Source organism: Emticicia oligotrophica DSM 17448, assembly GCF_000263195.1.
In the GTDB taxonomy this organism is placed as follows: domain Bacteria; phylum Bacteroidota; class Bacteroidia; order Cytophagales; family Spirosomataceae; genus Emticicia; species Emticicia oligotrophica.
This window is the reverse complement of sequence record NC_018748.1, coordinates 2,228,173-2,253,079: the sequence shown is the minus strand read 5'-3', so window position 1 is coordinate 2,253,079 and position 24,907 is coordinate 2,228,173. Positions and strand designations below refer to the sequence as shown.

Genomic DNA, 24,907 nt, shown 5'->3' with positions numbered 1-24,907 from the left:
CAATCCGCTGCAGAGGTTTGGAGTATTAAATCTTACACTTTTAAAATTTAAAAATTATGCAAATGTTGGCGTTAGAAAATTATGGTGTAGCTGAATTAAGTGACACTGAAATGATTGGAATTGATGGGGGCGATTTTTGGGATAATGTAGTAAGGGTACTTGGCTATACAGTAGCTGGAGCTGCAATATGTTTAATGGTATGGGGAGCAATAGTTACTTTTTCAGGAGATGTTGGTGGTAATGGTGGTGGTCCAAGTCCAACTGGACCAGGGATTTTATAAATTTTACTTAGTAACTAAAATTTTAGAATTCCCATAATGAATTTAGGGTTATTTTAATAAAATAACCCTTTTTTGCATTTTACTCCAAACATATTATTTCTATTCTATGAAAAATTTAATACTGTTTTTCTCCTTAATATTTTCAAATTTATATGCACAAAAGCAATTAATTCATGGAACTATTTTGGACAGTTTGACCAAACAACCAATTGCATTTGCAAGTATTACTGAAGTTGGAACTAAAAACGGCACTTTATCAAATCAAAATGGGGAATTTAATATTTACGTTACTAACGCAATTGGCGAAATTAAGTTTAGTTGTATTGGTTATAAATCTTCGATTCAAAAAGTAGCACTAATTCAAAAAGAAGCAATTTATTTACAATTAGATGAACAGCTTTTAACTGAGATTATTGTGATGCCTGACAGTTCGTTGAAGGAGTTGTTAAATAAGGCATATTCAAAAATATCATTTAATTATCCTCAAAAACCAACAGAATTAATCGGGTTTTATAGAGAAACTCAGAAATTGAATGATAATAGATTCCTGTACTTTGGTGAGGCAAATATAAAAATTCAACATAGCGGTTATCAAAAATCAAAAGAAGATGCCCAAATAGAAGTTATTAAAGCACGTATTTCTAATTTTCCAAATCGTGACAGTATTGATAATTCAAGATACGCCAATGGAATTTTTATTGCCAATTGGAATGACCCCGTTAAAAATAGAAACTCTTTTTTGAATCCATCTTCTTTCAAACACAAGTATTTATACAATTTAGAATCATTTTCTTCATATAATGCTTTTAAAGATTCTGTTTACGTAATTTCTTTCAGGTCAAACAATAAATTTGATAGATTCAGTGGCAAGATATGGATAGATAAGCATACATACGCCTATATTAGAATTGAGTTCAACAACAATAACATAACAATACCAAATCCATTTTTACCTATTAAATTTCTTTCACGCAATTATCAAATAATATATGAAAACGAAAATGGATTGTATTTACCCAAATATACTTCAATGAAAGGAAGGAATTACAATAGTAAAACACATAAAGAAACAACGCAAACATTGGAGTTTTTAAGAACAAACTTTAGTTGTAATGATAATTTAACTCCTATTCCTTTTGAGGCCAGATTAGATAGAAAGACTGTATTTGCAGAAATAAACAATAATTATGACGAAAATTTTTGGGAAAATTCTACTACTATTGAAACAGATTCTCTATTAAAAAACCAAATAAAACCATTTTACAAAATTGATGAAGCAAATAAAATAAATATTCCACAAAATATTGTGCTAAAAAAAGATTCTGATTCTTATAAGACCAAATTAAATAATATTAGAAAAGTTGCACAAAAGTTTAGCATAGGTTACGCTTTTAATATAATCAGATATGAACCCATTTTTGATAGGGAGTTCATGCTGTCATATAAAACTCAGAATTTTAATAATCTGCATAATACCCTAAAGAATCCTTTCATACTTAATGTTATGACTACATATCTTGGCTTTGAATTGAATAGAAAATCAAGCATTAGTATTAATAGTAGGCAAAATTTATTAAAAGAAAATTACTTCAACTCTTTAAATCTTGAATATAATTACCTCTTTCTACTGAAAAAAATAGGCAATCCTTTGTTTTTTAGTGTATCTATTGGAATTTCTTCACAAAGAACTGGGTATTATTTAGGTTCAATCAGCACTCTTGGGGCACTCACTATCGGAAATACTAATTTAGGGAATAAATCAAACGTTTATATTGGAGAAAACAATTTAAGTAGCCTATTAGGCTTTGGTTTAGAATACAGAAAAAAAAGGTATAAATATTTTATTGAGATGCAATATTTTAAAGAAATATATTCAGAAGAAAAGTTGTTTTTTAAATCAAAGATGGGCTTTTTGTCTCATAAAAATGCTAATACTAATAACTTTTCTAACGAAATTATCTTTAATCCTAATAATTTATATAATGGGGTTAGACCGATAGGAATCTTATTTGGTTTAAAAATTGGGTTTTAATTCATAAACTATTCCCAGTTAGGCGAAGTCTTTCATAAGTTCGGCTGATTTAAAAATCAGCCGTTGTGTTAGCCGTTCTTAGAACGGCAGAAGAAAACAAGCCGTTTTACGCCTTTTCTAAATAACAAACACTAAAAATCATACTCAACCTATGCTTACAAAAACTTTCTTTTCGACTCCCAAAGGCTCAAATAAATGGTATAATTACATTCTTGTACCAATATATGTGGTTATTTTGGCGGCTTTATTTAGTGTACCAGCATTCATAATCTTATCAAAACCTAAACCAAATACCTATCAAAGTTATCTACAATTACTATTGCCAAGTGCTATGTTGGTTTTTAGTACATTTTTGGTACTTAAATGGGTACATCGACGTTCTGGGTATTCGCTCATCAATGCAACGAAAATCAGATGGAATCGCATCTTTTGGGCAATGGGGTGTTTTGGTAGTATTACGCTCTTGTTTGAATTGGTTAGTTGGTTCGAAAATCCGTCATCTTACCAATTTTCGTTTGATAAATCAACTTTTTTTCAGTATCTAATTATTTCATTAGTCTTGATTCCATTTCAATCAGCAGGTGAAGAACTATTGATGAGAGGGTATTTTTTACAAGGCATTGCGTGGGCTACCAAACGTCCGTGGCTGGCCGTGTTAATTACATCAGTATTATTTGGTTTATTACACTTGGGGAATCCCGAACTCAAAGCATTTGGGTATGTATTTATATTAAATTACATGTTGATGGGTTTGGTGGCTGGAATAATGACTGTTATGGATGATGGTACAGAACTGGCAATCGGGGTTCATATCATCAATAACCTTTATTCGGCAATTTTCATAGGTTATACCTCATCTGCTCTACAAACCAGTACAATATATCACATAAAGGACTATGATACTACATTTTTGTCGTTTAGTATGATTTTAGGCTCTGTTATTTTTTTAGGAATTTGTTACAAAAAATACCAATGGAATAGTTTCAAATCATTTTTTGATAAACTTGCGGATTAACACTTCACTCATAAATTATTCCTCACAGTCATAAAATAGGCATTATTTGCTTACTTTTTGGATACTTTCTTGCAGTATCTTGCCAAAAAAGTATCTGTTTAGATTTATGTCTATCAAAATAAAACAACACGACTTACGAGATTGTGGTGCGGCTTGTTTGGCTTCGGTAGCCGCTCATTTCCGCCTACGGCTGCCCATTGCTCGCATACGCCAATATGCAAGTACCGATAAAAAAGGCACAAATGTACTCGGTCTAATTGAAGCCGCACAAAAACTCGGTTTTCAAGCAAAAGGAGTAAAAGCTACACTGGAAAGCCTCGAAAAAATACCCAAACCTGCTATTGCTCATCTTCAAATCACTACTCCCTCTGGCGGTGGGCTTCTACACTACGTAGTCATCTACAAAGTTTCAAAGACCCACATTACTATCATGGACCCTGGCGATGGGAAAATGCACAAAAAATTCATCGAAGAGTTTACGAAACAATGGACGGGTGTCTTGGTTTTGCTATTACCCAATGAAGATTTTGAGGTTCGCAATGAAAAAATATCGGTCATTGGCCGATTCTGGACATTGTTACGTCCACACACTACCGTTATGCTTCAAGCCTTGGTTGGGGCTGCTGTTTATACCATTTTAGGGCTTTCAACCTCCATTTATATCCAAAAAATCACAGATAATGTAATCATTGAAGGCAATAAAAACCTGCTCAATTTGCTGAGTATCGGCATGATTATTATTTTAGTTTTGCAGACCATCATCGGTACGGTTAAAAGTATTTTCGCCCTCAAAACTGGCCAGCAGATAGATGCACAACTGATTTTGGGATATTACAAACATCTGCTAAAACTGCCACAACAGTTTTTTGATACGATGCGAGTGGGCGAAATCATTTCGAGGGTAAATGATGCCGTCAAGATTCGGGTTTTTATCAATGATGTGATTATTGGTTTAGCGGTCAATATTTTTATCGTGCTGTTTTCGTTTGGTCTGATGTTTACTTACGATTGGAAATTGGCGGCAATGCTATTGGCAATTATTCCGTTCTATGTCATTATTTACTTTGTCAGTAACTATATCAACCGCAAACAAGGGCGAAAATTGATGGAAAATTCAGCAGAATTAGAGGCTCAATTAGTCGAATCTCTGAATGCCGCTACCACAATCAAACGTTTTGGCATTGAGCCTTATGCCAACCTCAAAACCGAAACTAATTTCGTTAGGCTACTCGAAACCGTTTTTACATCAGGCAAAACCAGCATTTTTATTGGTAATATCACCGATTTTATTTCCAGACTTTTTACCATTCTATTACTCTGGCTTGGTACATCTTATGTCATTGACCAGCAACTAACCCCTGGCGAGTTGCTTTCTTTTTACTCTTTGATTGGTTATTTTACAAGCCCTGCTATGAGCTTGATTGGCTCAAATCGGACTATCCAAGAGGCACTCATTGCCGCCGACCGATTATTTGAAATCATGGACTTGGAGCGAGAAGCCACCGAAAACAAAGTTGAACTTACGCCCGAAATGGTAGGCGACATTCTGTTTAAGAATGTATCGTTTCGCTATGGAACGAGAGTGCAAGTATTTGATAATCTGACGATTGTATTTCCAAAAGGACAGATTACGGCTGTAATTGGCGAAAGCGGTTCGGGTAAATCTACGTTGATGTCGTTGTTGCAAAACTTATATCCACTTAGTAGTGGAAATATTCTAATTGGCGATTATGACATCAAGCACATTCATAATAAAAACCTCCGAAATATGGTGAGTGTAGTACCGCAACAAATTGATTTATTTGGAGCATCGGTCATTGAAAACATCGCACTCGGAGATTTTGAACCAGATATGCAACGTATTTTATTCATTTGTAGTCAACTCGGAATTAGTGAATTTGTAGAAAAACTACCGAATGGCTTTAATACCCACATTGGCGAAAATGGGGTAAATCTTTCGGGCGGACAACGCCAGCGTTTGGCCATCGCACGAGCTTTATACCGTAATCCAGAAATACTGATTTTAGACGAAGCCACTTCTGCTCTTGATACAATTTCGGAGAAATACGTTCAGCAAACCATTCAATCATTACGAAGTTTGAATAAAACAATCATTATCATTGCTCACCGATTGAGTACCATCAAAAATGCGGATAAAATATTAGTTCTTGCCAACGGTAAATTAGTACAAGAAGGCACTCATGAAAGCTTGCTTTATCAAGAAGGAGTTTACAACCGTCTCTGGATGGAGCAGTTTGAAGGCGTTTTATGACAATTAAATTGAAAAAGTGCCACTTTTAATCTTACAATGACACTTTTTCAAAAACTTCTTACTTCACTACAAACGTCTTCTTCTCAACTCCAACTCCTTTCAAAGTCAATGATTTCCAGTGTTTGGGAAGCTTGGTTTTTAGCTGAATGATTCCTGCATCTGTAAAATCAAGTCCACCCCAGCCATTGATGAGCGTTTGTAAATATCCCCCTGCTCCCGTCGAAAAATATGGGTTTGTCCCGCCAGCGGTTTCGGCCAAAACTCCGAATGGCGGAACTTCGTTAGGTTTATAGCTATCCATGTATTGTTTGTAGGCAGTTTCAGTATCTCCCAAACGAGCATTTAAGATAGAAAAAACGCCATGTGCCATCGCTGGACTTTGTCCTTTTCTTCCTGGAAGATTATCGGCCAAAACTTTCCAATAGAAATCTAAATCTTTCTTGATAGTAGCTGGGTCAGTAATTTGTTTCATTGGGTAAGAAAGCAAGTTTACATCGCCTTGTTTGATTGGCTCTCCATTGTATGTGGCGTGCTCACGCGTAGTTCCATCAGGAAACTTCAAAATCACGATTCCATCTTGTACTTCTTTCCATTTTGGATTCTCAGGTAAACCCAATTCTTTGGCAGCTTGGTTAGCAAAACCTAACACTTCCTTAGCCATACCATTGGTATAGGCATTATCATCAACGTTTTCTGCCCACTCATCAGCACATACCACATTGATAATATGATACTTTCCATCATTACCTTTTTCTACTCGACTTGTCCAAAAATCTGCTACTTCTTTGAGCATAGGGTACCCACGTTCTTTCAACCAATTCTTATCTTTGGTTACTTGGTAATACTTCCAAAAAGCAAAACCTATATCACCCGTGATATGATGCTGAAATGGCCCCGTCAATGCCCAAACTGGTGTAGATTCTTGTCCTGAATCATCTGACTCCCACGGAAACATTGCTCCTTGATATCCATGTGCTTTTGCATTATATTTTGCCGCTTGTAATCGCTCAAAACGATATTCGAGTAATGATTTTGCCAATTCTGGCTTCATAGCTAATAGCGGAGGGTACATCCAAATTTCGGTATCCCAAAAAACGTGTCCATTATAGCCTAAGCCCGAAAGCCCCATTGGCGAAAGGCTATAGGCTTGTCCTTCACGGCAAAATGAGTAAAGGTTATAAAGCGAAAAACGAGCCGCACGTTGAGCTTCATCATCACCTTCAATAATAATATCCGACTCCCAAAGTTTTGCCCAAGCCTCTTTATGTTTTTTTAACAAACGTTCACGCTTTTCGAGAGCGGCAAAAATTGTCAATCGCTCCGCTTCATTGTGCGGGTCAACTACATGTGCCGTAGAAATAACCGAACCAACCACCGAAAACTTGTAAGTTTCGCCCGCTTTCAATTTTTTCGTAAACTTCATACGGTGCATGCCATTATCCCATTCTTCGTGAATCAATTGTGGCTCTTTTCCTCTTTCTTCCTCAAATAAAAAAGAATTGGATGCCGCTATCGTGTGTTTACCAGTTGGGGTTTTGGCTACCGAAGTCATTAGTGGAATTAATGAATGAGGGCGGTCGATGGTATGAAAGAAGTTCTTCACATCACGCAACATATCGGGGGTTTGCATAATGCTTATCGGGGTAAACTCCAAGTCTTGCTTTGCCGTGATTTCCATCTCAATCATGGCAGAGTGTGGTAAATGTCGTAAAGCTAACACATTTGATTTTACGGATGCCTTAGCTCCAAAATCGAAAGTTGTACTAAAAATGGCATTCTGCATATCAATAGTCTGTACGAAATTGCTGATATTTTTTCGATTAATCATTTCATTATCAATGATTAACTCCATATTGGCAAATTCAAATACTTTCATAATATTGGCTACACGACCACGCCCATAAGTATCGAAAGTACCATTGAGTACAATTTCTTTAACTTTGAGAGGGTCAGGCGAAGATGTAATACCAACCATACCATTGGCAACGGTAACGCCATAGTAATTGTTAGGGTCGAAATTTTGGGCCGAAATTTGCCATTGGGCCAATACAGAGTTGAATGCAAATACGCACGATAGCAGTACGCATAGTTGCGTTTGGAATTTGGATTGTTTCATAGGTTAAATTTTTGAATACAGCCTTAAAGATAGTACATTTCGAAGAAAAATACTTCACTCAAAAGTTTTCATGAAGATTTGTAGTACTTTTGATGTAGATAAATCACCCTCTTTACCTCATCTAAATTATGAAAAAAACGCTCGCATTTTGCCTACTTTCTACAGTTTATATTGCATGCACTAATTCTGAAAAATCAACCAATAAAGATTCTTTGCAGGTAGCTCAACTAGAAAAAGAAGAAGTTCAAGCGAATGATTCTCTTTCTATTGATTTGGTAGCCTTACAAAAACAAGGTTTGTTAAAACCCAATACTATTGCGAATGTAAAACCCGACCCTGTTTATCATAAAAACAAAAAATTCAATGCTTTACCGTTAAAAGAAATCCTTGAAAAATATACAGCTCTCAAACGAATGAATGTAGCTGACTTGAAGGTTGTATTTGAGTGTGAAGATGGCTATAAGCCCGAAATGTCATTGGAAAAACTACTTGGTTCAAAAGCTTTTTTGGCAGTAAGTGATGTTGACGCAAGTAAAGGGAAAGATTGGGAATCTGTTGAAAGTAATAATAAGCCTATAAAAATGGAACCTTTTTACGTTGTCTATGAAGGTGTTTCAGCTGATGCTATTTTATATAAATGGCCCTATAATTTGGTAAAAATACATTTAGCACCCCTACACGAAAATGATGCAGTGCTAAAACCTACCGAAGCATCGGCGATAGCAGGTTACGAAATTTTTAAAAATCGTTGTCAAACTTGTCATTCTATCAATAAAATAGGTGGAAAAATGGGACCAGAATTAAATTACCCCAAAAGTGTGACAGAATACTGGAAAACTGAAGATTTAAAAGCTTTTATACAAAATCCTGCTGATTATCGGAATGAAGTAAAAATGCCAACTTTGGGAATCAAGCCCGAAGAGGCTAATGAAATAGTCAAATATCTAAGTTATATGAGCGAACATAAGATTAAATAGATACTGAAGTATTTATTTAATCTTAAAATCTATAATTTAAACCATAATTCAGTCCAAACATCTTCAAACGCATCTGTAAATCAGTAGAATTATTGATGCCTGAAAATAATGAATGTTGATACGAGCTGCCCAAATTTAACTGCCAGTGCTTATCAATCAGATAAGTAGCTCTTAATCCTCCTAAGCCACTCATGTTTAATGGCTTATATATATTACTCGAACCATTAATGGTACTTTTTTCTTGCACAAGACTATTATCGTTGATAATTGTGTTTTGCAAGAAAATATCTGCCGAAACGCCCGCCAAAAGATTTAAACCAATTTTCTTCGAAATAGCAATTTCATAACCCATCTGTAGTGGAATCATTAAATACTCATATCTATTCCCAAATTTCGAGGCATCAGCTACAACTGTATTGACCGTACTACTGGCTATGGAATATTCTTTACTCGCTGAGTTCTGCAATAAATAATCAGCAAAAAAAGTATTTACATAACCATTTTGCTGAAAAGCATACGTATTGCTATTAAGTGTAGAGTTACCTCTTAGGTAGCGAATACCACTCTCAAAATTCCATTTTTTTGAAATTTTATATCCCATTGCTACTCCAGTATTGATACCAATACCACCTCTGATGGCATTTTCTGGCTGTGAAACCAAAACCTGTCCTTGTTTATCGCCCGAAGGAGATGCTCCAACAGATGGTTTGTTTGAGACTTGGGCAAAATTATCGGCCTGAGCTAATGCTACAGTATTCAAATTATTGAGTTTCATATTGGGGTCGAAAGGAGATACGCCAGATTGTACTCCCAACCAAAATTTCGAATCATTCGAAGCTAAGTTTTTAGATTCCTCTTCTTCAGGAACATCGAAAAGTAATTTATTTCGCTTTAAGGTATATCTACTACCAAAATACTGGTAAGTCTTCGGCACAAGGAATTGTAACTCCTTTGGTTGGTTATTTTGGGCTAAAAGTGCAGACGTTTGACCAATTTTACCTTCACTTATCGAACTTACTTTTAAACTTGTAACTGCTCGCTCATTTATTTCACTATTCGAATTAGCCGAGAAAGGAGCACCTATCACAGCTAATTCTTGAGTGTAGTTGTTATGGTTAGTAATACGTTTGCTAAATCTCGTTTCAGCCATAGCTGTCAGAGCTTTTTCTTTCATTGAAATAGCAGGTTCTGCCGAATTTAGTGCTATTGGATTACTTTCTTCTATTGTTTTTTGAATACTTTGACGCGTTTGATTAATTGATTTTGGAGTAGTTGCAATGCTCGATGTTACTAAATTATCCGAAGGGGTTTTCATAAAAAATAGAATTCCACCCAACACTAAAATAAGCGTTGCGGCAATGCCTGCAAGCATGCCCGATGAACTGAAGAAGAACAAAAATGGACGGCGTTCTTTTTTATCTAATTCACGCTCTATTCGCTCCCACATATCATTAGGCGGAGCAAAGGAAGCGTCATTAAACGCATCTTTCCACTCTTCTTCAAAATTATTTGGCCTTTCTAATTCCATTTTATTGTATTTACGCCTTCGTATCTAAATCTTAAATTATTTTATGGTTTTCGGAACAATACCAATTGCCTTCAATTTACCTTGTAATAGCATTTTTGCCCTTGAATACTGAGATTTTGATGTACCTTCAGAAATCCCAAGCATTGCTGCTATTTCATTATGTTGATATCCCTCTATGGCATATAAGTTGAAAATCGTACGACAGCCATCGGGTAAACTCTGTACTATTCCCATGAGTTGCTCAAATTCAAAACCTGAGAGTGTAAACTCATCTTGCTCTAGGTCATCGGCAATCAATTGGCTATCAGTATGCTCCATATAGTTTGGCTGGCTTTGTAATTGTTTGAGAGCAGTATTTACTACAATCTTTCGCAGCCAAGCTTCAAGTGGGCAGTCGAATCGGAAGGTGTCAATTTTTTGAAAGATTTTGATGAATGAATCTTGTAAAACATCTTCGGCATCACTCCGATTTTTCATGTAACGCATAGCCGTAGCGAACAACTTACTAGCAAAACGCTCGTAAAGCTGCCGTTGGGCTGGTCGTTCTTGGCGAATACAAGCCTGTATTAAATCTTGTTCGCTATACATGAAAAGGGTAGTTTTATATTCCAACCGTGTTAAATTTTAAATGGTTGACATCAGTAAGACACTGATTCACATAGAATGGTTGGAAGTTGATTAAAGATTTTTCAGAATTAGAATTAAAGTTACACAAAAAAGCCCCTCAAAAATGAGAGGCCTCAAACCTTGTTATTATATTTCTGTTATTTCATTAGATATTCAGGAGCAATTTTATCATTTAAAATAACTGAAGTTGTTACTTTTAAAGTACGTTTATCAACACTACTAGTATAGTTTGATTCTACAGGAAACTTAATTCCGTAAGCTGTATCAGCATATTTAGTGTAATCTTCTGTAATTACCTCTCCCGTATTGAGTGTAAGTTTTTTTCTTACTAACAAACCAGTTGATTCATCAAAATAGAGATTATATTTTGTGCCTCTACCACTCAATTCTACTTGTTTTACTTTCACATTATTAAGTGTTTCGCTTCCAACGAGTGTAGCAATATACCCTTTGGCTTCATAATCAAGAAATGGCAATAAGTTTTCCTTAAGTTCTCTACGCATATTTTCTTGCTCTTTTTCACTCAATGAATTGGTCTCATACTGCGTTGCTTTATCAGTACTTCCGAGAGGCACTTTTCTCCAACCTTCATTTCCTTTTATTCCAAAAATAAAAGTACGCTTCAAAATTGTTTTGGCTTTATAGAGGCCTGCCTCTTTAAATGAACCTCTGAGCTCCATATCATAATCGGCCGCGGTATTGCCTTTATAAGATTGTTTTATAGTATATGTAGCGATACTATCCCATAAGGCTTTTCCACCGGTAGTGGTATAATATTTATTGAAAACATCATCGGCTGTTTGTGCAAAAGTACTTACACTAATAAGCAGAAAAGTTAAAATCTTAATTGCTGTGTTTTTCATCGTAAGGATTCTTTGTTATTATCAATTACTAACGCCTATTTGACTTAGTTCGTATAAAAAGGTCTCTGAAATACTAAAATAAAACCTGCAAGTTTTGACACTTGCAGGTTTTAAAATTAATCGGTGCATTATTTATTGGCTTCTTTGGCCCAAGTATCTTTTAAACCAACTGTTTTATTAAAGACCAATTGATTGGTTGTTGAATCAGGGTCTAAACAGAAATAACCTTTACGCAAAAACTGATACGGTGTTCCTACAGTTGCTTCTTTTAGAGCAGGTTCTACTTTGGCTGTTATAACTTCTAAGGAATCTCCGTTTAAGTATTCTTTAAAATCTCCATCTTCACGACTTGGGTCTTCTACCTTAAAGAGGCGGTCGTAGAGTCTTACTTCTGCATCTACTGCATGAGCCTCTGAAACCCAATGGATAGTTCCTTTTACATTTATACCAGAGGTATCGCTACCACTGCGAGAGTTTTCGATATACGAACAATGAAGTTCTACGATTTCGCCATTTTCGTCCTTCACTACCTCATCACATTTAATGATATAGGCATGTTTCAAACGAACCATCAAGCCTGGCCCCAAACGGAAGTATTTTTTCGTTGGGTTTTCCATGAAATCATCTTTTTCGATTAAAATCTCACGACTAAATGGCATTGGTCTTGAACCACTTTCGGCATCTTCTGGATTATTTTCTGCTTTTAGTTCTTCAACTTTTCCTTCTGGATAATTAGTAATTACAACTTTAATCGGGTCAAGCACCGCCATGACACGGGTAGCTACTTTATTGAGATGTTCGCGAACACAAAATTCTAATAAACTTACATCAATCAAATTATCGCGTTTGGCTACACCAATTCTATCACAAAACTCACGAATGGCTTCTGGTGTATAACCACGGCGTCGCATCCCTGAAATTGTAGGCATACGTGGGTCGTCCCAGCCACTTACAAATTTTTCGTTCACCAATTGCAAAAGTTTACGCTTACTTGTAATGGCATACGAAAGATTCAGACGAGCAAATTCGTATTGTTTTGAAGGGAAAATTTCAAGATTTTCGATACACCAATCATACAATTCACGATGAGGCACAAACTCAAGTGTACAGATTGAATGTGTAATTTGCTCAATAGAATCTGATTGTCCGTGTGCAAAATCATACATCGGATAAATGCACCATTTATCGCCTGTGCGATGATGGGTGGCAAATTTAATACGATAAATGATTGGGTCACGCATGAGCATATTGCTCGAAGCCATATTAATCTTAGCTCTTAAAACTCGTGTTCCTTCAGCAAATTCGCCGTTTTTCATACGAGTAAACAAATCAAGGTTTTCTTCGATACTACGCTCACGATAAGGGCTATTGATGCCCGGAACAGTTGGTGTACCTTTCATAGCAGCCATTTCTTCTGATGTGCTATCATCAACGTAAGCAAGGCCTTTCTTGATAAGTTTTACTGCCAATTCGTATAACTGGTCAAAATAATCAGAGGCGTATAGCTCCTCTGCCCAATCGAAGCCTAACCATTTTACATCGGCCTTAATCGACTCAACGTATTCGGTTTCTTCGGTAACTGGGTTAGTATCGTCAAATCTAAGATTTGTTTTTCCACCATATTTCTGGGCAACTCCAAAATTCAGACAGATAGATTTAGCATGACCAATGTGCAAGTAGCCATTTGGCTCAGGAGGGAAACGAGTCAGTACTCGGCCGTCGTTTTTGCCTGCTGCAATGTCATCTTCAATAATTTGTTCGATAAAGTTCAATGATTTTTCTTCTGCCATAATCCTATAAAGTGGTGTTGTTGCTTTTTTGCGAATTTAACTATTTTTTAAGTTTTCCGTCTATTACTATCTAACTAACACTATATTTTATTGAATTTGTTTAATAAAAAATTAAAAATATTATGTTTTTTACTTTAAGTTGTCAATAACAAAGAATTGGTAAAAGCTATTTCTACGCATCGACGGGTTGCAAACCTGTCCTACAATTCTGATATTTACACCCAAAATCATCATCAATAGCTCAACTTTATATATGATTCTGATTGCAGATAGTGGCTCAACCAAAACCGATTGGAGACTTTTAGACCAAAACAAGGTAATTGCCGAAATACAAACCGTTGGTTTTAATCCATACTACCAAGGGGCCGATTCGATTGCTCAAGAAATAAAAGAAAAAGTTGCTCCATTGTGTACAAAAGTCATTGAAAAGGTATTTTACTACGGAACTGGTGTGACGAATGAAGAAAAAGCCGCAATCATTAAAGAAGCTATTTTAATGGTTTTTCCCAATTGCCAACACATAGAAGCATACAGCGATGTTGTTGGTGCAGCAAGAGCCGCCTGTGGGCGAACCGCTGGAATTGCTTGTATTTTAGGTACTGGCTCAAACTCAATATTTTTTGATGGTGTAAAAACGGGGTTTCAGGTTCCACCTTTGGGTTTTTGGTTAGGAGATGAAGGGAGTGGTGGTCATTTAGGGAAAAGTCTTTTACTGAGCTATTTGCACAATGAAATGCCTCTTGAAATAAGAGAAAGATTTGAGCAAAAATATGGCACAATAGACCGCCTTACAGTACTCGAAAATGCTTACCATAAGCCATTTCCAAATCGTTATTTTGCTTCTTTTTCCAAGTTCTTATTTGATAACTTCGAAAATGACTTTTGTAAAAATTTAGTAGAAAATTGCTTTGCACAGTTTTTCGAAAAATACATTATTAAATATCCAATGTGCCAAGAAGTTACTATCAACTTTGTCGGTTCGGTGGCATTTTATTATAATAACTTACTCACCGAGACTGCTCAAAAATATCATTTAACGATAGGCAAAATATTAAAGAGTCCTATTGATGGTTTGGTACATTTTCATGAATAAAACACTTAAAACGAATACTTAATCTGAGCCTTTATTTCGCTACGATGCGGGGCATTAATTTGGTCGTTGCCACTGCCGATGCTAGTTACGCCACTCAGTTGCGTTCGTGCATATCGTACCCATAAATCAAGATTTTTAGTCAGTCCATAACGAGCTATTAAATAAGTTCGCAAACCATTTCCGTAATAAGCAGGAAACGAAATGGCATAAAGAACATCATTTTCGTAAACATAAATTCTCGAATCATAATCATCGGTACTATAATAAGCGATTCGGCCTTTCAACTGTACTTTTCTAATTGTGCCTTCTATATCTTGCATCAAAACATACCCTTTAGATTTTGAGCGTGTTTCATATTGAAAAGTATTCAACTGCACACGAGTTTGGGTCTTAAAATCTCTATTAATTGCATATTCAAAATTGACCAAAATACTTTGCCGAATGGTATTTACTACCAAATCTGAAACAGTGGTATTATTGGGTAGATTTTTCCCTTTATGCTCTTCATGATATTGGGCATAAAAGAGGGCCTTTTTATTGATTTGATAACTCATTCGTAAGAGGTAGTCGAAGCCACTCGAAGGAGCATCTACTAAATACCTTAGCCACGGAAACTGAAAACGGTCATAGAAACCACTAAAAACAAGCCCTTTCTTGGGCGTATATTTCAGTCCCCAATAAATACCCCGTTCGTTAATATTCCTACTACCTTCGCTCAAAGCATTGGCATAAAAACTATGAAAATTGCGGTCGAAGTTGCGAAGATTCACCGCCCATTCTACTTGCTTACTGAGAGCCGCAACAAAGCCACCAATTGCTCCCACGCCACCACTACTCGAACGAGCAGCTTCGCCAAAGAAGTTAAAATTTTGCCAAGTATAGGTCGCATTTGTACCAGCAACTAAGTTTTGTTTCCCTACAAATTCAAATTTATTGTAAAGTACGGGTGTTCTTTGTAAAAATGCATCAAACTGTGTATTTAGAATTGTTGCTCCAACCTGACCATTTTTAAAGCGAAAGGTAGCATTTAGGCCAAAACTTTGTTCAGTTAATTGATTTTTTCGAGCTAATTCGGTTGCTGTTCTGTGCAAACCTCCTGTTAGTACCGAACTAAAATAATCTTCTCGTTCGCCATCTGTTTCATTGATATTAGCATCTCGTTTGGCATAAGAATAAAAGCCCGTCAAATCAATTTTGTCTATTTGATAAGTGGCCGCAGCACCCCTAAAATAGCCTCCTTCAAGCAACGAACCATAGGGTCGTAAACCCAAATTGCTTCGTCGAGTAGTTGCAATGGCTTCACTGCTTTTTCCCAAGGAAAAACCCGCCGACATAATCAAGCCTTGACCAAACTGAGCTTGGTAATCGCCTAAAATTAGGTTTCTAAGATTTCCCTTATTTTTTAACTGAAAATGAAAAGTATAGAAATCGAGGTAGTGTTTTTCGCCAGCATCTTTTTCTACAATAAATCCTACTTGAAAATCTTTTGGGTGACTCAAGCGATAACGAGCGTATAAATGTTGAGGAGAACCCAAGTATTTATCTTCTGCAAAACCCTTCGATTGCTCTAAAGTCTGACTATTTCGTAAAACTAAATAATGCTCCGTAGGATTTGTAAGTCTATTTCGTAAATCTCCTGCCGAAAATTTATATCTCACCTCTACAAAGGGTAGAATTTTACTAATAGTTTCTAAATCAAGGTTCTGTACAGCTTGAAGTTCATAAATACTCAAAAAATCACCATTCTGCTCTCGATGTTGTACGATGCTATTTATCTGAGCCTGTGAAAGAATATAAATCGAAGCCAATTCTTCAGCAGTTGCAGTATTTAGATTTAATGGATTTTGATAAAGCTGATAAAGCGACTCGTAGAGGTCTTCATAATTGATATTTTCTTGCTGAACAGGAAAAACCCGCTGAATAAACGCATCGAGGTTTATTTCACTTCGTGGTTTGTTTTGTGCAGAAATTTCCTGTATTGACAATAAAATCAATAGCGTTTGCAAGCCCACACGCGGGCATTTTAATGCAATTTTTTGAAATATTTTTTTAGTAACAGCAAAAAGTAAAATCATAACAACAGTTGTGAGGTTGCACAAATATATTGTTATGATTCTAAGTTAACAACTCAATTTCTTTCTAATTTAACTTCAAACAATTCGCCAGACCTCAGATATAAAATACTGACAATGACTAATGTCATTACTCCTCCAAATAAAACAGAATTAACTGGGCCTAATAATTTAGCTGCCACTCCCGATTCAAAAGCACCTAATTCGTTTGAGCAACTCACAAAAATACCATTTACACCACTTACACGCCCACGCATTTCGTCGGGAGGAAGCACTTGCAAGATTGTTTGGCGTACAATTACACTGATACTATCAAAAGCACCTGTTAAAAACAATGCTGCTACCGACAACCAAAAGTTGGTTGAAAGGGCAAAAACCAAAGTAGCTACACCAAAACCAGCTACTGCAATAAGCATATTTCGCCATGCTTTACGTGTAGGCGGGAAATATGCAGTACCGAGCATGGTTAGCACTGCTCCTATTCCTGGAGCGGCTCTTAAAATTCCTAAACCTTCGGCTCCAACCTGCAAAATATCTTTGGCGAATACTGGCAAAATAGCTACTACTCCACCAAAGAGCACCGAGAACATATCAAGCAAAATAGCATAAAACAGAATTCTGTTTTTTAGCACGAAATCTATTCCTTCTTTTAAGCTTTTGAAAATACTTTGGTGAACTTCGGGTACTTGTATAGGTTTTCTGGAAATCAGAGATACCAATATAAAAGCCACACAAAACAGCACAATAACCAAAATAAGGGTATTCGTAAGTCCTAACCAACTATATAAAAATCCAGCAGAAGCTGGGCCAAGAATCATACCTGATTGCCAAAATTGACTACTCCAAGAGGCCGAATTTGGATAATGTTCGGCAGGTACTAAAAATGGTTTAAGTGAAGACCATGCAGGGCCGTAAAATCCACGAGCTAAACCTAAAATAAAGACTGTTAAATAAATGACAAATTTAATTTTCTGAATATCAAGTGGATGATTTTCTAAAGGATATGTAACCCAAAGCAATAAAAAAGAGCATAGTACAATAATGCCATAACAAATTTGAATGATTGTTTTTTTATCGCGTCGGTCGGCAAAATATCCTCCAAAAAGAGCCAGAGAAATATAAGGAACTGCTTCGAAAAGGCCTATCAGACCCAACGAAAGAGGGTCGTGCGTGATTTCGTAGAGATAAAAACTTATAACTACTTCTTGAACTAATACGGCAATAGTAAAAAGAAACTGTGCCGAAATAAAATATCTAAATTCGGGGTATCGCAGAGCTGCGTACGGGTCTTTGCTTTGTTTCATGCGAATTTCAGCCAAAAAGTGTGAACTTTTTGTGGTTTAGGTACTTACAGAAACAACAGTTTTTTTCGGTTTTGAAGTTCCTTAATTGCTTAAATCTACAAATTAAGCATGGCAAACCAGTTTTCAACGATTAATAATGTGTGCCACACTTTGGGTAAAAATTATAATTGTGGAATTTGAATACCTGTAATTTTTCGGTAAAGGTCAATGGCAAAAACGTCGGTCATACCTGAAATAAAATCTACTACCGATAAAATATTTTGGTAAGCATTATCTTCTTTTTTAATCTCAAACTGGCTTGGCATGAGCTGTAAAAGTTTTCGAGATTTAGCCGTCTCGGGCGATAAAACCGCTGATACAAACTCTTTCAACAAACCTCCAATCACATGATAACCAGCAATTTCTATTTCAATAACCGATTTGTGGTTATAAATTTTCTTGACCGAAATATCGTCTATTCGTTTAATCAATGAGATTGTTTTTTCATCTAGCAAATCAATAAGTGGTTTATTGAGCGTACCGTCTAAAAGCTGTTTTTCGTATTCAAAAAATACTTCTGTGCATTGATTGACCAATTTACCAATTAACATCGCCCGTAAAAACGACAATTTTTGTTTGTCATCTTCAATCGTATCTACTTTTTCTTTAATACTTCTTTTGCCTTCTTGTGTTTCGAAGAAAGGTTCGAGCAACTCACGAGCTTCTTGAATAGAAATAATATTTAAGCGATGAGCATCTTCTAAATCAATGATTCGATAACAAATATCATCGGCCGCTTCTACCAAAAATACGAAAGGATGACGGGCGAAAACCGTTTGTTCATCATTAAGCGGATGTAAGCTTAGTTCGGTGGCAATTCGGCGAAAAAACTCACTTTCTGAATCAAAAAAACCAGATTTTTTGGTTGAAATCAAGCCTGTTTTTTTCTTAAATCCACTACTCGAATCAGCTGGATATTTAATGATTGAAGCTAAAGTAGCATAAGTTAAATTTAAACTGCTTTTATTAAAAATTGTTGTTAAAATTCTGAAAGCATTTGCATTTCCTTCAAACCATTTAAAATCGTTAAATTGATTTTCAGTTAGGTTTTCAGTTAAAAATTGAAGTTTTTCGCCCTCCAATTCTCTAAAATATGTACGAATGGCTTCTTCACCCGAATGCCCGAATGGTGGGTTACCAATATCGTGAGCAATACAGGCTGTCATGACTACCGCCGAAAGCTCAAATTTATAAAACTCTATGGCTTCTTGATTAAGCGAATCTTGGTATTTTTCAACAATTTTCTCACCAATTGCCTTCCCCAGCGAACGGCCTACCGAGGCCACTTCTAAGCTATGAGTTAGGCGATTATGTACGAAAACTGCTCCCGGCAATGGAAAAACTTGAGTCTTATTTTGTAATCGGCGAAACTGTGACGAAAAAATCAATCGGTCATAGTCTCGCATATAATCAGTACGGAAATGTTCTTGAGCGTTGCGGTGTTCGGCACCAAGTCGTTTATTAGAGAAAAGCGTTTGCCAATTCATTTTTGGGGTCGTAAAATTTCGCCGCAAGATAACCAATGCCTAAATGATTGAATGGGTGATTGAATGAATATTTTTGTTTAAATCAATATTTATAAAACTTATTCAAGATTAAATAGTACTTTTTTATAAAAAATAATGTTTTGTCTAGCTATAAGTTTAGATTTGTAATATGTTGAGAAGGAGCTTTTTCTCAACAAACAAATCGTTCAATTACATTGTGGTACTCATTTAATCATTGAAAATTGAAAGTAGTCATTATCAAATACAATGCGGGCAATGTGCAGTCGGTTATGTACGCACTTGAAAGAATCGGAGCAAGCTACGAACTCTCTGATGATGCCGAAGTAATTCGCTCTGCCGAAAGAATAATTTTCCCAGGCGTGGGAGAAGCTTCAACTGCCATGAAAAGTTTACGAGAAAACGGACTCGACAAAGTAATTCCTACACTTAAACAACCTTTCTTGGGAACTTGCGTAGGAATGCAGCTTCTCTGCCAATCATCCGAAGAAAATAATACCGAATGTTTGGGAGTTTTCGATATTCCAATCTTGAAGTTTCCGAGAGTAAAAGGCTTCAAAGTTCCACAAACTGGCTGGAATAATATCTTGGCCGAGCAGCCAAATCCACTTTTGAAAGGTTTGCGTGAAAGCGAATACGTCTATTATAACCACGGATATTACGCTCCACTTTGTGATTACACAGTAGCTAAAACCAATTATATTCTTGAATATTCGGCCATGTTGCAGCGAGATAATTTCTTTGCGGCACAGTTTCACTCAGAAATCAGTGGTGATGTAGGCGAACAGATTTTCAAGAATTTTTTGGGGGTTTGATAGAGTAATCATTTATCAAATCAACCCGTTTCAATATTATATTTCTAAACTATATAAATTCCCAATTTAGGGACGGTCCGACGCTTCGGTTAGAAACTATGTTTCAAATCATTCCAGCCATTGACCTCATCGAAGGTAAGTGTGTAAGACTTACACAAGGTGATTATTCACAGAAAAAAACATACAACGAAAACCCACTCGAAGTAGCCAAGATGTTTGAAGATGCAGGTATCAAACGCCTTCACTTGGTTGATTTAGATGGGGCTAAAAATAAAAAAATCACCAACGCTAAAGTACTCGAAACCATTGCCAGTAAAACCAATTTACACATTGATTTTGGCGGTGGAGTACAATCTGATGAAGATATCCGATTGGCTTTCGATTGCGGAGCCAAGCAAGTAACTGGCGGAAGTATTGCCATTAAAAATCCAGCATTATTCGAAGATTGGCTCAAAAGATTTGGTGGAGAGTCAATTATTTTGGGTGCTGATGCACGCAACGAAAAAATTGCAGTAAGTGGTTGGGAAGAAGATTCGGGCGTTTGGGTGTATGATTTTATCGGAGAATGGATTGCCAAAGGCGTAAAATATACCATCAGCACCGATGTAGCCAAAGATGGACTTCTTCAAGGCCCTTCGGTTGATTTATACAAGAAGATGCAAGCACAATTCCCTGATTTACAGGTAATTGCAAGCGGTGGCGTAAGTTCAATGCAGGATTTAGAAGATTTAGCTGAACTCAATATCTTTGGCGTAATCGTCGGTAAAGCGATTTATGAAGGACGTGTTACTTTGAAAGAGATAGAAAAGAGATTCTTGTAGGACAGGTTTTTAACCTGTCGATAGCGTAGAAATAACAAAAGGTGAAATATGTCAGTAAACATGATTTACGAATACCAAAAAGACGAATACACCATCAGCACCGATAAGACCAAATTACAATTCGATGTAATTCATGGCTTTTTATCAACGAGCTATTGGTCGCCCAATATTCCGATGGAAATTGTGAAGCGTGCTGCCGAACATTCCACGACTTTTGGTATTTTTAAAGCAGGAAAGCAAGTGGGCTATGCCCGAATCATTTCTGACTACGCAACTTTTGCTTACTTGGCCGATGTTTTTGTTTTAGAGAGCGAAAGAGGCAAAGGTATTTCAAAGTGGTTGATGGAATGTATCACACAACAACCTGATTTACAAGGGCTTCGCCGTTGGATGCTCGCCACTCGTGATGCCCACGGACTTTATGCACAATTCGGTTTTACTCCACTGGATAACCCCGATATAATGATGCAGATTGCCCGACCCAATATTTATAATGAAAAATAATCATACGGTTTCCGAACCTTTGAAACTATGCTTACAAAAAGAATCATACCTTGTTTAGATATAAAAGATGGTCGTACTGTTAAAGGTACTAACTTCGTGAACCTTCGAGATGCGGGCGACCCCGTAGAACTCGGTGCGGAATATGCCCGCCAAGGAGCAGACGAATTAGTATTCCTCGACATTACTGCCACCGTTGAAGAACGCAAAACCTTGCTCGATTTAGTACGTAGAGTTGCCCACACCATCAATATTCCATTTTGCGTTGGTGGTGGAATAGGTTCAGTTGCTGATGTTTCTAAACTCTTAAATGCTGGAGCGGATAAAGTTTCCATTAATTCTTCGGCAGTGCGTAATCCTCAATTAATCAATGAATTAGCTCTTGAGTTTGGCTCACAATGTATTGTTGTGGCTATTGATACTCGATATATTGAGCAAGCCAACGGCTACGAACATATCGTTCACACACACGGCGGTAGAAAGCCAACCGAACTAAGAACAATCGCTTGGGCAAAAGAAGTAGAAGACCGAGGAGCAGGAGAAATTCTATTGACTTCGATGGATACTGATGGCACAAAAGCAGGTTTTGCCTTAGAATTAACTGCCGAAATCTCCGAAAATTCAAATATTCCAATTATTGCTTCAGGTGGTGCTGGTTCGATGGAACATTTTTATGATGTTTTCACCGAAGGAAAAGCCGATGCGGGTTTGGCCGCAAGTATTTTTCACTTTAAAGAAATAGGTATTCCAGAATTAAAAAATTACCTAAAAGAAAAAGGTATTCCGATGAGAATTTAGTTATGTGGAGCGAACTTCCGAGTTCGCTTTGACTATATCTGCGAACTCGGAGGTTCGCTCCACAAGGAGTGCCAATTCATGTGCTTCACATTGCCATTCCATTTGCGTGATTTTAAATGGGGCGAAAAAATATAAAATTGGGTTTCTGTAAGAACTCAAAAGTCCTGCAATAAAATAAGTAAACGATGATTGATTATTGGCAATTGGCAATTGCTTCCCAGTGAATTTTTCATTTTTATCCAACTTCAACCAAGACGTTTCCAAAACCAATCTATTCATTTTATCTAATTTTTGGTTTAAAAGTAATTGCTTAGTAGCATCTATTAGCTTCTCTCGACAAACTTCGAGTTGGGGTATCTCAAAATCTCCCAAAAGGCGAGCATAGTGATAAATTATAAGCGGTGTAGTAGCATAATTATGAGCTATTTCAAAAGCATCATTTATAAACTTTTCTTCTAAAATCACCTTTTTCAGAAATCCATAAACAGCTTCATCATATTCGTTGTGTGGTAATTCATGTTTTTCAAACAAATACATCAAATTACACAAAGCACACACATCATGCTCAATCGGCATATTTTTCCCAAACCAAGTTGAATAAACTCCTCCATTAGATGCTGGAGAGTTTGTATGTAGTTTCACTTTTTCCTTCAACCACAATACATCTTCTTTTGAATGCGGTAAAGTTAGGTAAATCAATGAAGTATCATCAATATCATCAGGAATTCTAAAATGGTCATAACGATAAAAAATATGTCCATTCGGAAAATGCTTCGAAGGTTTTGTTTTCCAGAAGTTATAGGTTTTTAAACCATCTTTATTCTGAAAATCTGAGTAGTTTTTTACGGCCTTTGCTGTAATTTCTTCAATAATCTTTTGAGATTTTACCGAAACCTTTGCTTTTATCTGATTCAAAACAAAAACAATCGTAGAAGTATAGAAAATATTTGTATCAGGTCTGCGATAAAAAAGATATTTATTATGTCGATAAGAAGGAAAAATGCCTTCAGGAAAAAACGCATCGCCTCGCGACTGGCACGAAGCAATGCGTTCTATCAAAGAATCAATATGTAAATTTCGCTCGTCTGTCATAAAAACTTGTCACTTACTCAATCTCTTGACAGTTGCCTTTTGACTATAAACCGACTAAGAAACTTTCAACACCAATTTACCTGTATTTTCACCTTTAAACAACTTCATTAAAGTTTCAGGAAATGCTCTTACTCCACCTTCGGCTACATACACATTCGAATTAAGTTTGCCTTGAGCAATCCAACCAGCCATTTCTTTGACTGCTTTTCCATAATTAGCAGCATTATCAAACACTACAATTCCTTCCATTCTCGCACGATTCACCAAAAGTGAGAGGTAATTGCTTGGGCCAACTGGCTTTTGAGTAGCATTGTATTGTGAAATAGCTCCACAAATAACAATTCTTGCACGAAGGTTGATGAGTGTCAATACTGTATCTAAAATTTCGCCGCCTACGTTATCAAAATACACATCAACGCCCGATGGACATGCGTTTTTTAGTTGATTTCTTAAATCTCCTGCCTTATAATCAACACAAGCATCAAAGCCCAATTCTTCTACAACATATTTACATTTATCTGCTCCGCCTGCAATGCCAACTACTCTACAGCCTTTAATTTTTGCAATTTGCCCAACCACACTACCAACCGCACCCGCAGCTCCCGAAACAACCACAGTCTCTCCTTCTTTTGGTTGTCCAGTATCCAATAAACCAAAGTAAGCCGTTAGACCTGACATTCCTAAAGTGCCTAAATAAGCAGGTAGTGGAATAAAATTAGGGTCAACTTTTACGGCATCTTTTCCTTCAATCACGGCATATTCTTGTACACCCATTCCAGCAGTTACAAAATCACCTGCTTTGAAATCTGGGTGTTTCGATTCTATCACAACTCCTGCACCTAAGGCTCTCATTACTTCGCCAATTCTTACTGGGCGAATATACGATTTCCCTTCATTCATCCATCCACGCATCGCTGGGTCAATTGATAAATATTGCGTTTGAACCAAAAGTTGGTTTTCGGCCAATTCTGGGGTTTCATTTTCTATAATTTCCCAACAAGCGGCCGTTGGTTCGCCTATTGGGCGTGCAATCAAGTTTACTTGGGTATTTTTCATTACTAGGTTATTAGTTTAAATAGTCGATTTAATTTGAAATGTTGGCGAAGTTAAATCAAATTTCTGAAAATAGTATGCATGCATAAAAATATCGTTCTATATCAAGCCCAAGGCAAACAACATATTTTATGAAGCTGTAAACGACAACAGTAGCTTATTAAAAGATTCTTTCAGCAGATTAAAGTGGCTGATATACCTAAACCATGGAAGTAAAAGTGCAATAAAAACGTTATTTGGTTGACAGCTCTTCTGAAGAGAGTGGCCAAAATGCAAGAAAGAATCAAGAAATTAAGTGTAAAGTTGAGTCCGA

At 36.5% G+C, this 24,907-nt stretch carries 20 protein-coding genes; 10 read left to right on the top strand and 10 right to left on the bottom strand.

Translation table 11 applies throughout. The features are described 5' to 3' along the window. Positions 1-62: 62 nt before the first annotated feature. The 4 genes from EMTOL_RS09325 to EMTOL_RS09310 all read left to right on the top strand — a co-directional run bounded on the left by EMTOL_RS09325 (position 63) and on the right by EMTOL_RS09310 (position 5,600). On the top strand, positions 63-281 hold the full coding sequence (locus EMTOL_RS09325; protein ID WP_305953211.1) for a hypothetical protein: 219 nt from the start codon (positions 63-65) through the stop codon (positions 279-281). A 106-nt stretch (positions 282-387) separates the two neighbouring features. After that, entirely contained in the window at positions 388-2,313 is a 1,926-nt protein-coding gene (locus EMTOL_RS09320; RefSeq protein ID WP_015029028.1) for a carboxypeptidase-like regulatory domain-containing protein, read from the top strand. Between the two features lie 151 nt (positions 2,314-2,464). Then, positions 2,465-3,328, top strand: coding sequence for a CPBP family intramembrane glutamic endopeptidase (locus EMTOL_RS09315; RefSeq protein ID WP_015029027.1), 864 nt, complete (start codon positions 2,465-2,467; stop codon positions 3,326-3,328). 106 nt (positions 3,329-3,434) lie between these two features. Continuing rightward, complete coding sequence (locus EMTOL_RS09310) at positions 3,435-5,600, top strand: peptidase domain-containing ABC transporter (RefSeq protein ID WP_015029026.1); 2,166 nt, start codon at positions 3,435-3,437, stop codon at positions 5,598-5,600. Between the two features lie 58 nt (positions 5,601-5,658). Here EMTOL_RS09310 and EMTOL_RS09305 read toward each other — a convergent pair whose 3' ends face one another. After that, positions 5,659-7,716: a kojibiose hydrolase gene (locus tag EMTOL_RS09305; protein ID WP_015029025.1), complete on the bottom strand. Its 2,058-nt coding sequence runs from the start codon at positions 7,714-7,716 to the stop codon at positions 5,659-5,661. A 128-nt stretch (positions 7,717-7,844) separates the two neighbouring features. Here EMTOL_RS09305 and EMTOL_RS09300 point away from each other — a divergent pair, with 128 nt between their 5' ends. Continuing rightward, on the top strand, positions 7,845-8,693 hold the full coding sequence (locus EMTOL_RS09300; RefSeq protein ID WP_015029024.1) for a c-type cytochrome: 849 nt from the start codon (positions 7,845-7,847) through the stop codon (positions 8,691-8,693). 22 nt (positions 8,694-8,715) lie between these two features. Here the strand turns inward: EMTOL_RS09300 and EMTOL_RS09295 are convergent, their stop codons facing one another. The 4 genes from EMTOL_RS09295 to EMTOL_RS09280 form a co-directional block, all read right to left on the bottom strand. Beyond that, positions 8,716-10,221 carry an outer membrane beta-barrel protein gene (locus EMTOL_RS09295; protein ID WP_015029023.1) on the bottom strand — a complete coding sequence of 502 codons (1,506 nt, stop codon included), beginning with the start codon at positions 10,219-10,221 and terminating at the stop codon, positions 8,716-8,718. A gap of 36 nt (positions 10,222-10,257) precedes the next feature. Then, complete coding sequence (locus EMTOL_RS09290; protein WP_015029022.1) at positions 10,258-10,809, bottom strand: RNA polymerase sigma factor; 552 nt, start codon at positions 10,807-10,809, stop codon at positions 10,258-10,260. A gap of 176 nt (positions 10,810-10,985) precedes the next feature. After that, positions 10,986-11,711 (bottom strand): hypothetical protein, encoded by a 726-nt coding sequence (locus tag EMTOL_RS09285; RefSeq protein ID WP_015029021.1) that lies wholly within the window; start codon positions 11,709-11,711, stop codon positions 10,986-10,988. A 128-nt stretch (positions 11,712-11,839) separates the two neighbouring features. After that, positions 11,840-13,501, bottom strand: coding sequence for a glutamine--tRNA ligase/YqeY domain fusion protein (locus EMTOL_RS09280; RefSeq protein ID WP_015029020.1), 1,662 nt, complete (start codon positions 13,499-13,501; stop codon positions 11,840-11,842). Between the two features lie 253 nt (positions 13,502-13,754). Between EMTOL_RS09280 and EMTOL_RS09275 the strand changes: the two genes are divergently transcribed. Then, on the top strand, positions 13,755-14,594 hold the full coding sequence (locus EMTOL_RS09275; protein WP_015029019.1) for a hypothetical protein: 840 nt from the start codon (positions 13,755-13,757) through the stop codon (positions 14,592-14,594). Positions 14,595-14,599: 5 nt separating this feature from the next. On the opposite strand, the gene EMTOL_RS09270 is transcribed toward EMTOL_RS09275, so the two are convergent. The 3 genes from EMTOL_RS09270 to EMTOL_RS09260 all read right to left on the bottom strand — a co-directional run bounded on the left by EMTOL_RS09270 (position 14,600) and on the right by EMTOL_RS09260 (position 19,496). Beyond that, complete coding sequence (locus EMTOL_RS09270; protein ID WP_052315363.1) at positions 14,600-16,669, bottom strand: helix-hairpin-helix domain-containing protein; 2,070 nt, start codon at positions 16,667-16,669, stop codon at positions 14,600-14,602. Positions 16,670-16,722: 53 nt separating this feature from the next. Continuing rightward, on the bottom strand, positions 16,723-17,970 hold the full coding sequence (locus tag EMTOL_RS09265; protein ID WP_015029017.1) for an MFS transporter: 1,248 nt from the start codon (positions 17,968-17,970) through the stop codon (positions 16,723-16,725). Between the two features lie 161 nt (positions 17,971-18,131). Beyond that, positions 18,132-19,496: a deoxyguanosinetriphosphate triphosphohydrolase gene (locus EMTOL_RS09260; RefSeq protein WP_015029016.1), complete on the bottom strand. Its 1,365-nt coding sequence runs from the start codon at positions 19,494-19,496 to the stop codon at positions 18,132-18,134. Positions 19,497-19,738: 242 nt separating this feature from the next. Between EMTOL_RS09260 and hisH the strand changes: the two genes are divergently transcribed. From hisH to hisF, 4 genes are all read left to right on the top strand, one after another. Next, complete coding sequence (gene hisH, locus EMTOL_RS09255; RefSeq protein WP_015029015.1) at positions 19,739-20,329, top strand: imidazole glycerol phosphate synthase subunit HisH; 591 nt, start codon at positions 19,739-19,741, stop codon at positions 20,327-20,329. A 98-nt stretch (positions 20,330-20,427) separates the two neighbouring features. Beyond that, positions 20,428-21,150 carry a 1-(5-phosphoribosyl)-5-[(5-phosphoribosylamino)methylideneamino]imidazole-4-carboxamide isomerase gene (hisA, locus tag EMTOL_RS09250; protein WP_015029014.1) on the top strand — a complete coding sequence of 241 codons (723 nt, stop codon included), beginning with the start codon at positions 20,428-20,430 and terminating at the stop codon, positions 21,148-21,150. A gap of 48 nt (positions 21,151-21,198) precedes the next feature. After that, a complete protein-coding gene (locus EMTOL_RS09245; protein WP_015029013.1) occupies positions 21,199-21,654 on the top strand; it encodes a GNAT family N-acetyltransferase in 456 nt (151 codons plus the stop codon). A 27-nt stretch (positions 21,655-21,681) separates the two neighbouring features. Continuing rightward, positions 21,682-22,449, top strand: coding sequence for an imidazole glycerol phosphate synthase subunit HisF (gene hisF / locus EMTOL_RS09240; protein ID WP_015029012.1), 768 nt, complete (start codon positions 21,682-21,684; stop codon positions 22,447-22,449). Here the strand turns inward: hisF and EMTOL_RS09235 are convergent, their stop codons facing one another. Continuing rightward, positions 22,450-23,541 carry a hypothetical protein gene (locus tag EMTOL_RS09235; protein WP_015029011.1) on the bottom strand — a complete coding sequence of 364 codons (1,092 nt, stop codon included), beginning with the start codon at positions 23,539-23,541 and terminating at the stop codon, positions 22,450-22,452. Between the two features lie 54 nt (positions 23,542-23,595). Beyond that, positions 23,596-24,597: an NADP-dependent oxidoreductase gene (locus EMTOL_RS09230; protein ID WP_015029010.1), complete on the bottom strand. Its 1,002-nt coding sequence runs from the start codon at positions 24,595-24,597 to the stop codon at positions 23,596-23,598. Positions 24,598-24,907: the final 310 nt, after the last annotated feature.

Coding starts and splice junctions, on each gene's coding strand:
- EMTOL_RS09230 (WP_015029010.1), bottom strand. CDS start 24,597: ATGAAAAATACCCAAGTAAACTTGATTGCACGCCCAATAGGCGAACCA.
- EMTOL_RS09280 (WP_015029020.1), bottom strand. CDS start 13,501: ATGGCAGAAGAAAAATCATTGAACTTTATCGAACAAATTATTGAAGAT.
- EMTOL_RS09320 (WP_015029028.1), top strand. CDS start 388: ATGAAAAATTTAATACTGTTTTTCTCCTTAATATTTTCAAATTTATAT.
- EMTOL_RS09260 (WP_015029016.1), bottom strand. CDS start 19,496: ATGAATTGGCAAACGCTTTTCTCTAATAAACGACTTGGTGCCGAACAC.
- hisF (WP_015029012.1), top strand. CDS start 21,682: ATGCTTACAAAAAGAATCATACCTTGTTTAGATATAAAAGATGGTCGT.
- EMTOL_RS09305 (WP_015029025.1), bottom strand. CDS start 7,716: ATGAAACAATCCAAATTCCAAACGCAACTATGCGTACTGCTATCGTGC.
- EMTOL_RS09275 (WP_015029019.1), top strand. CDS start 13,755: ATGATTCTGATTGCAGATAGTGGCTCAACCAAAACCGATTGGAGACTT.
- EMTOL_RS09235 (WP_015029011.1), bottom strand. CDS start 23,541: ATGACAGACGAGCGAAATTTACATATTGATTCTTTGATAGAACGCATT.
- EMTOL_RS09270 (WP_052315363.1), bottom strand. CDS start 16,669: ATGATTTTACTTTTTGCTGTTACTAAAAAAATATTTCAAAAAATTGCA.
- EMTOL_RS09325 (WP_305953211.1), top strand. CDS start 63: ATGTTGGCGTTAGAAAATTATGGTGTAGCTGAATTAAGTGACACTGAA.
- EMTOL_RS09265 (WP_015029017.1), bottom strand. CDS start 17,970: ATGAAACAAAGCAAAGACCCGTACGCAGCTCTGCGATACCCCGAATTT.
- EMTOL_RS09290 (WP_015029022.1), bottom strand. CDS start 10,809: ATGTATAGCGAACAAGATTTAATACAGGCTTGTATTCGCCAAGAACGA.
- EMTOL_RS09310 (WP_015029026.1), top strand. CDS start 3,435: ATGTCTATCAAAATAAAACAACACGACTTACGAGATTGTGGTGCGGCT.
- EMTOL_RS09300 (WP_015029024.1), top strand. CDS start 7,845: ATGAAAAAAACGCTCGCATTTTGCCTACTTTCTACAGTTTATATTGCA.
- EMTOL_RS09285 (WP_015029021.1), bottom strand. CDS start 11,711: ATGAAAAACACAGCAATTAAGATTTTAACTTTTCTGCTTATTAGTGTA.
- EMTOL_RS09315 (WP_015029027.1), top strand. CDS start 2,465: ATGCTTACAAAAACTTTCTTTTCGACTCCCAAAGGCTCAAATAAATGG.
- hisA (WP_015029014.1), top strand. CDS start 20,428: ATGTTTCAAATCATTCCAGCCATTGACCTCATCGAAGGTAAGTGTGTA.
- EMTOL_RS09295 (WP_015029023.1), bottom strand. CDS start 10,221: ATGGAATTAGAAAGGCCAAATAATTTTGAAGAAGAGTGGAAAGATGCG.
- EMTOL_RS09245 (WP_015029013.1), top strand. CDS start 21,199: ATGTCAGTAAACATGATTTACGAATACCAAAAAGACGAATACACCATC.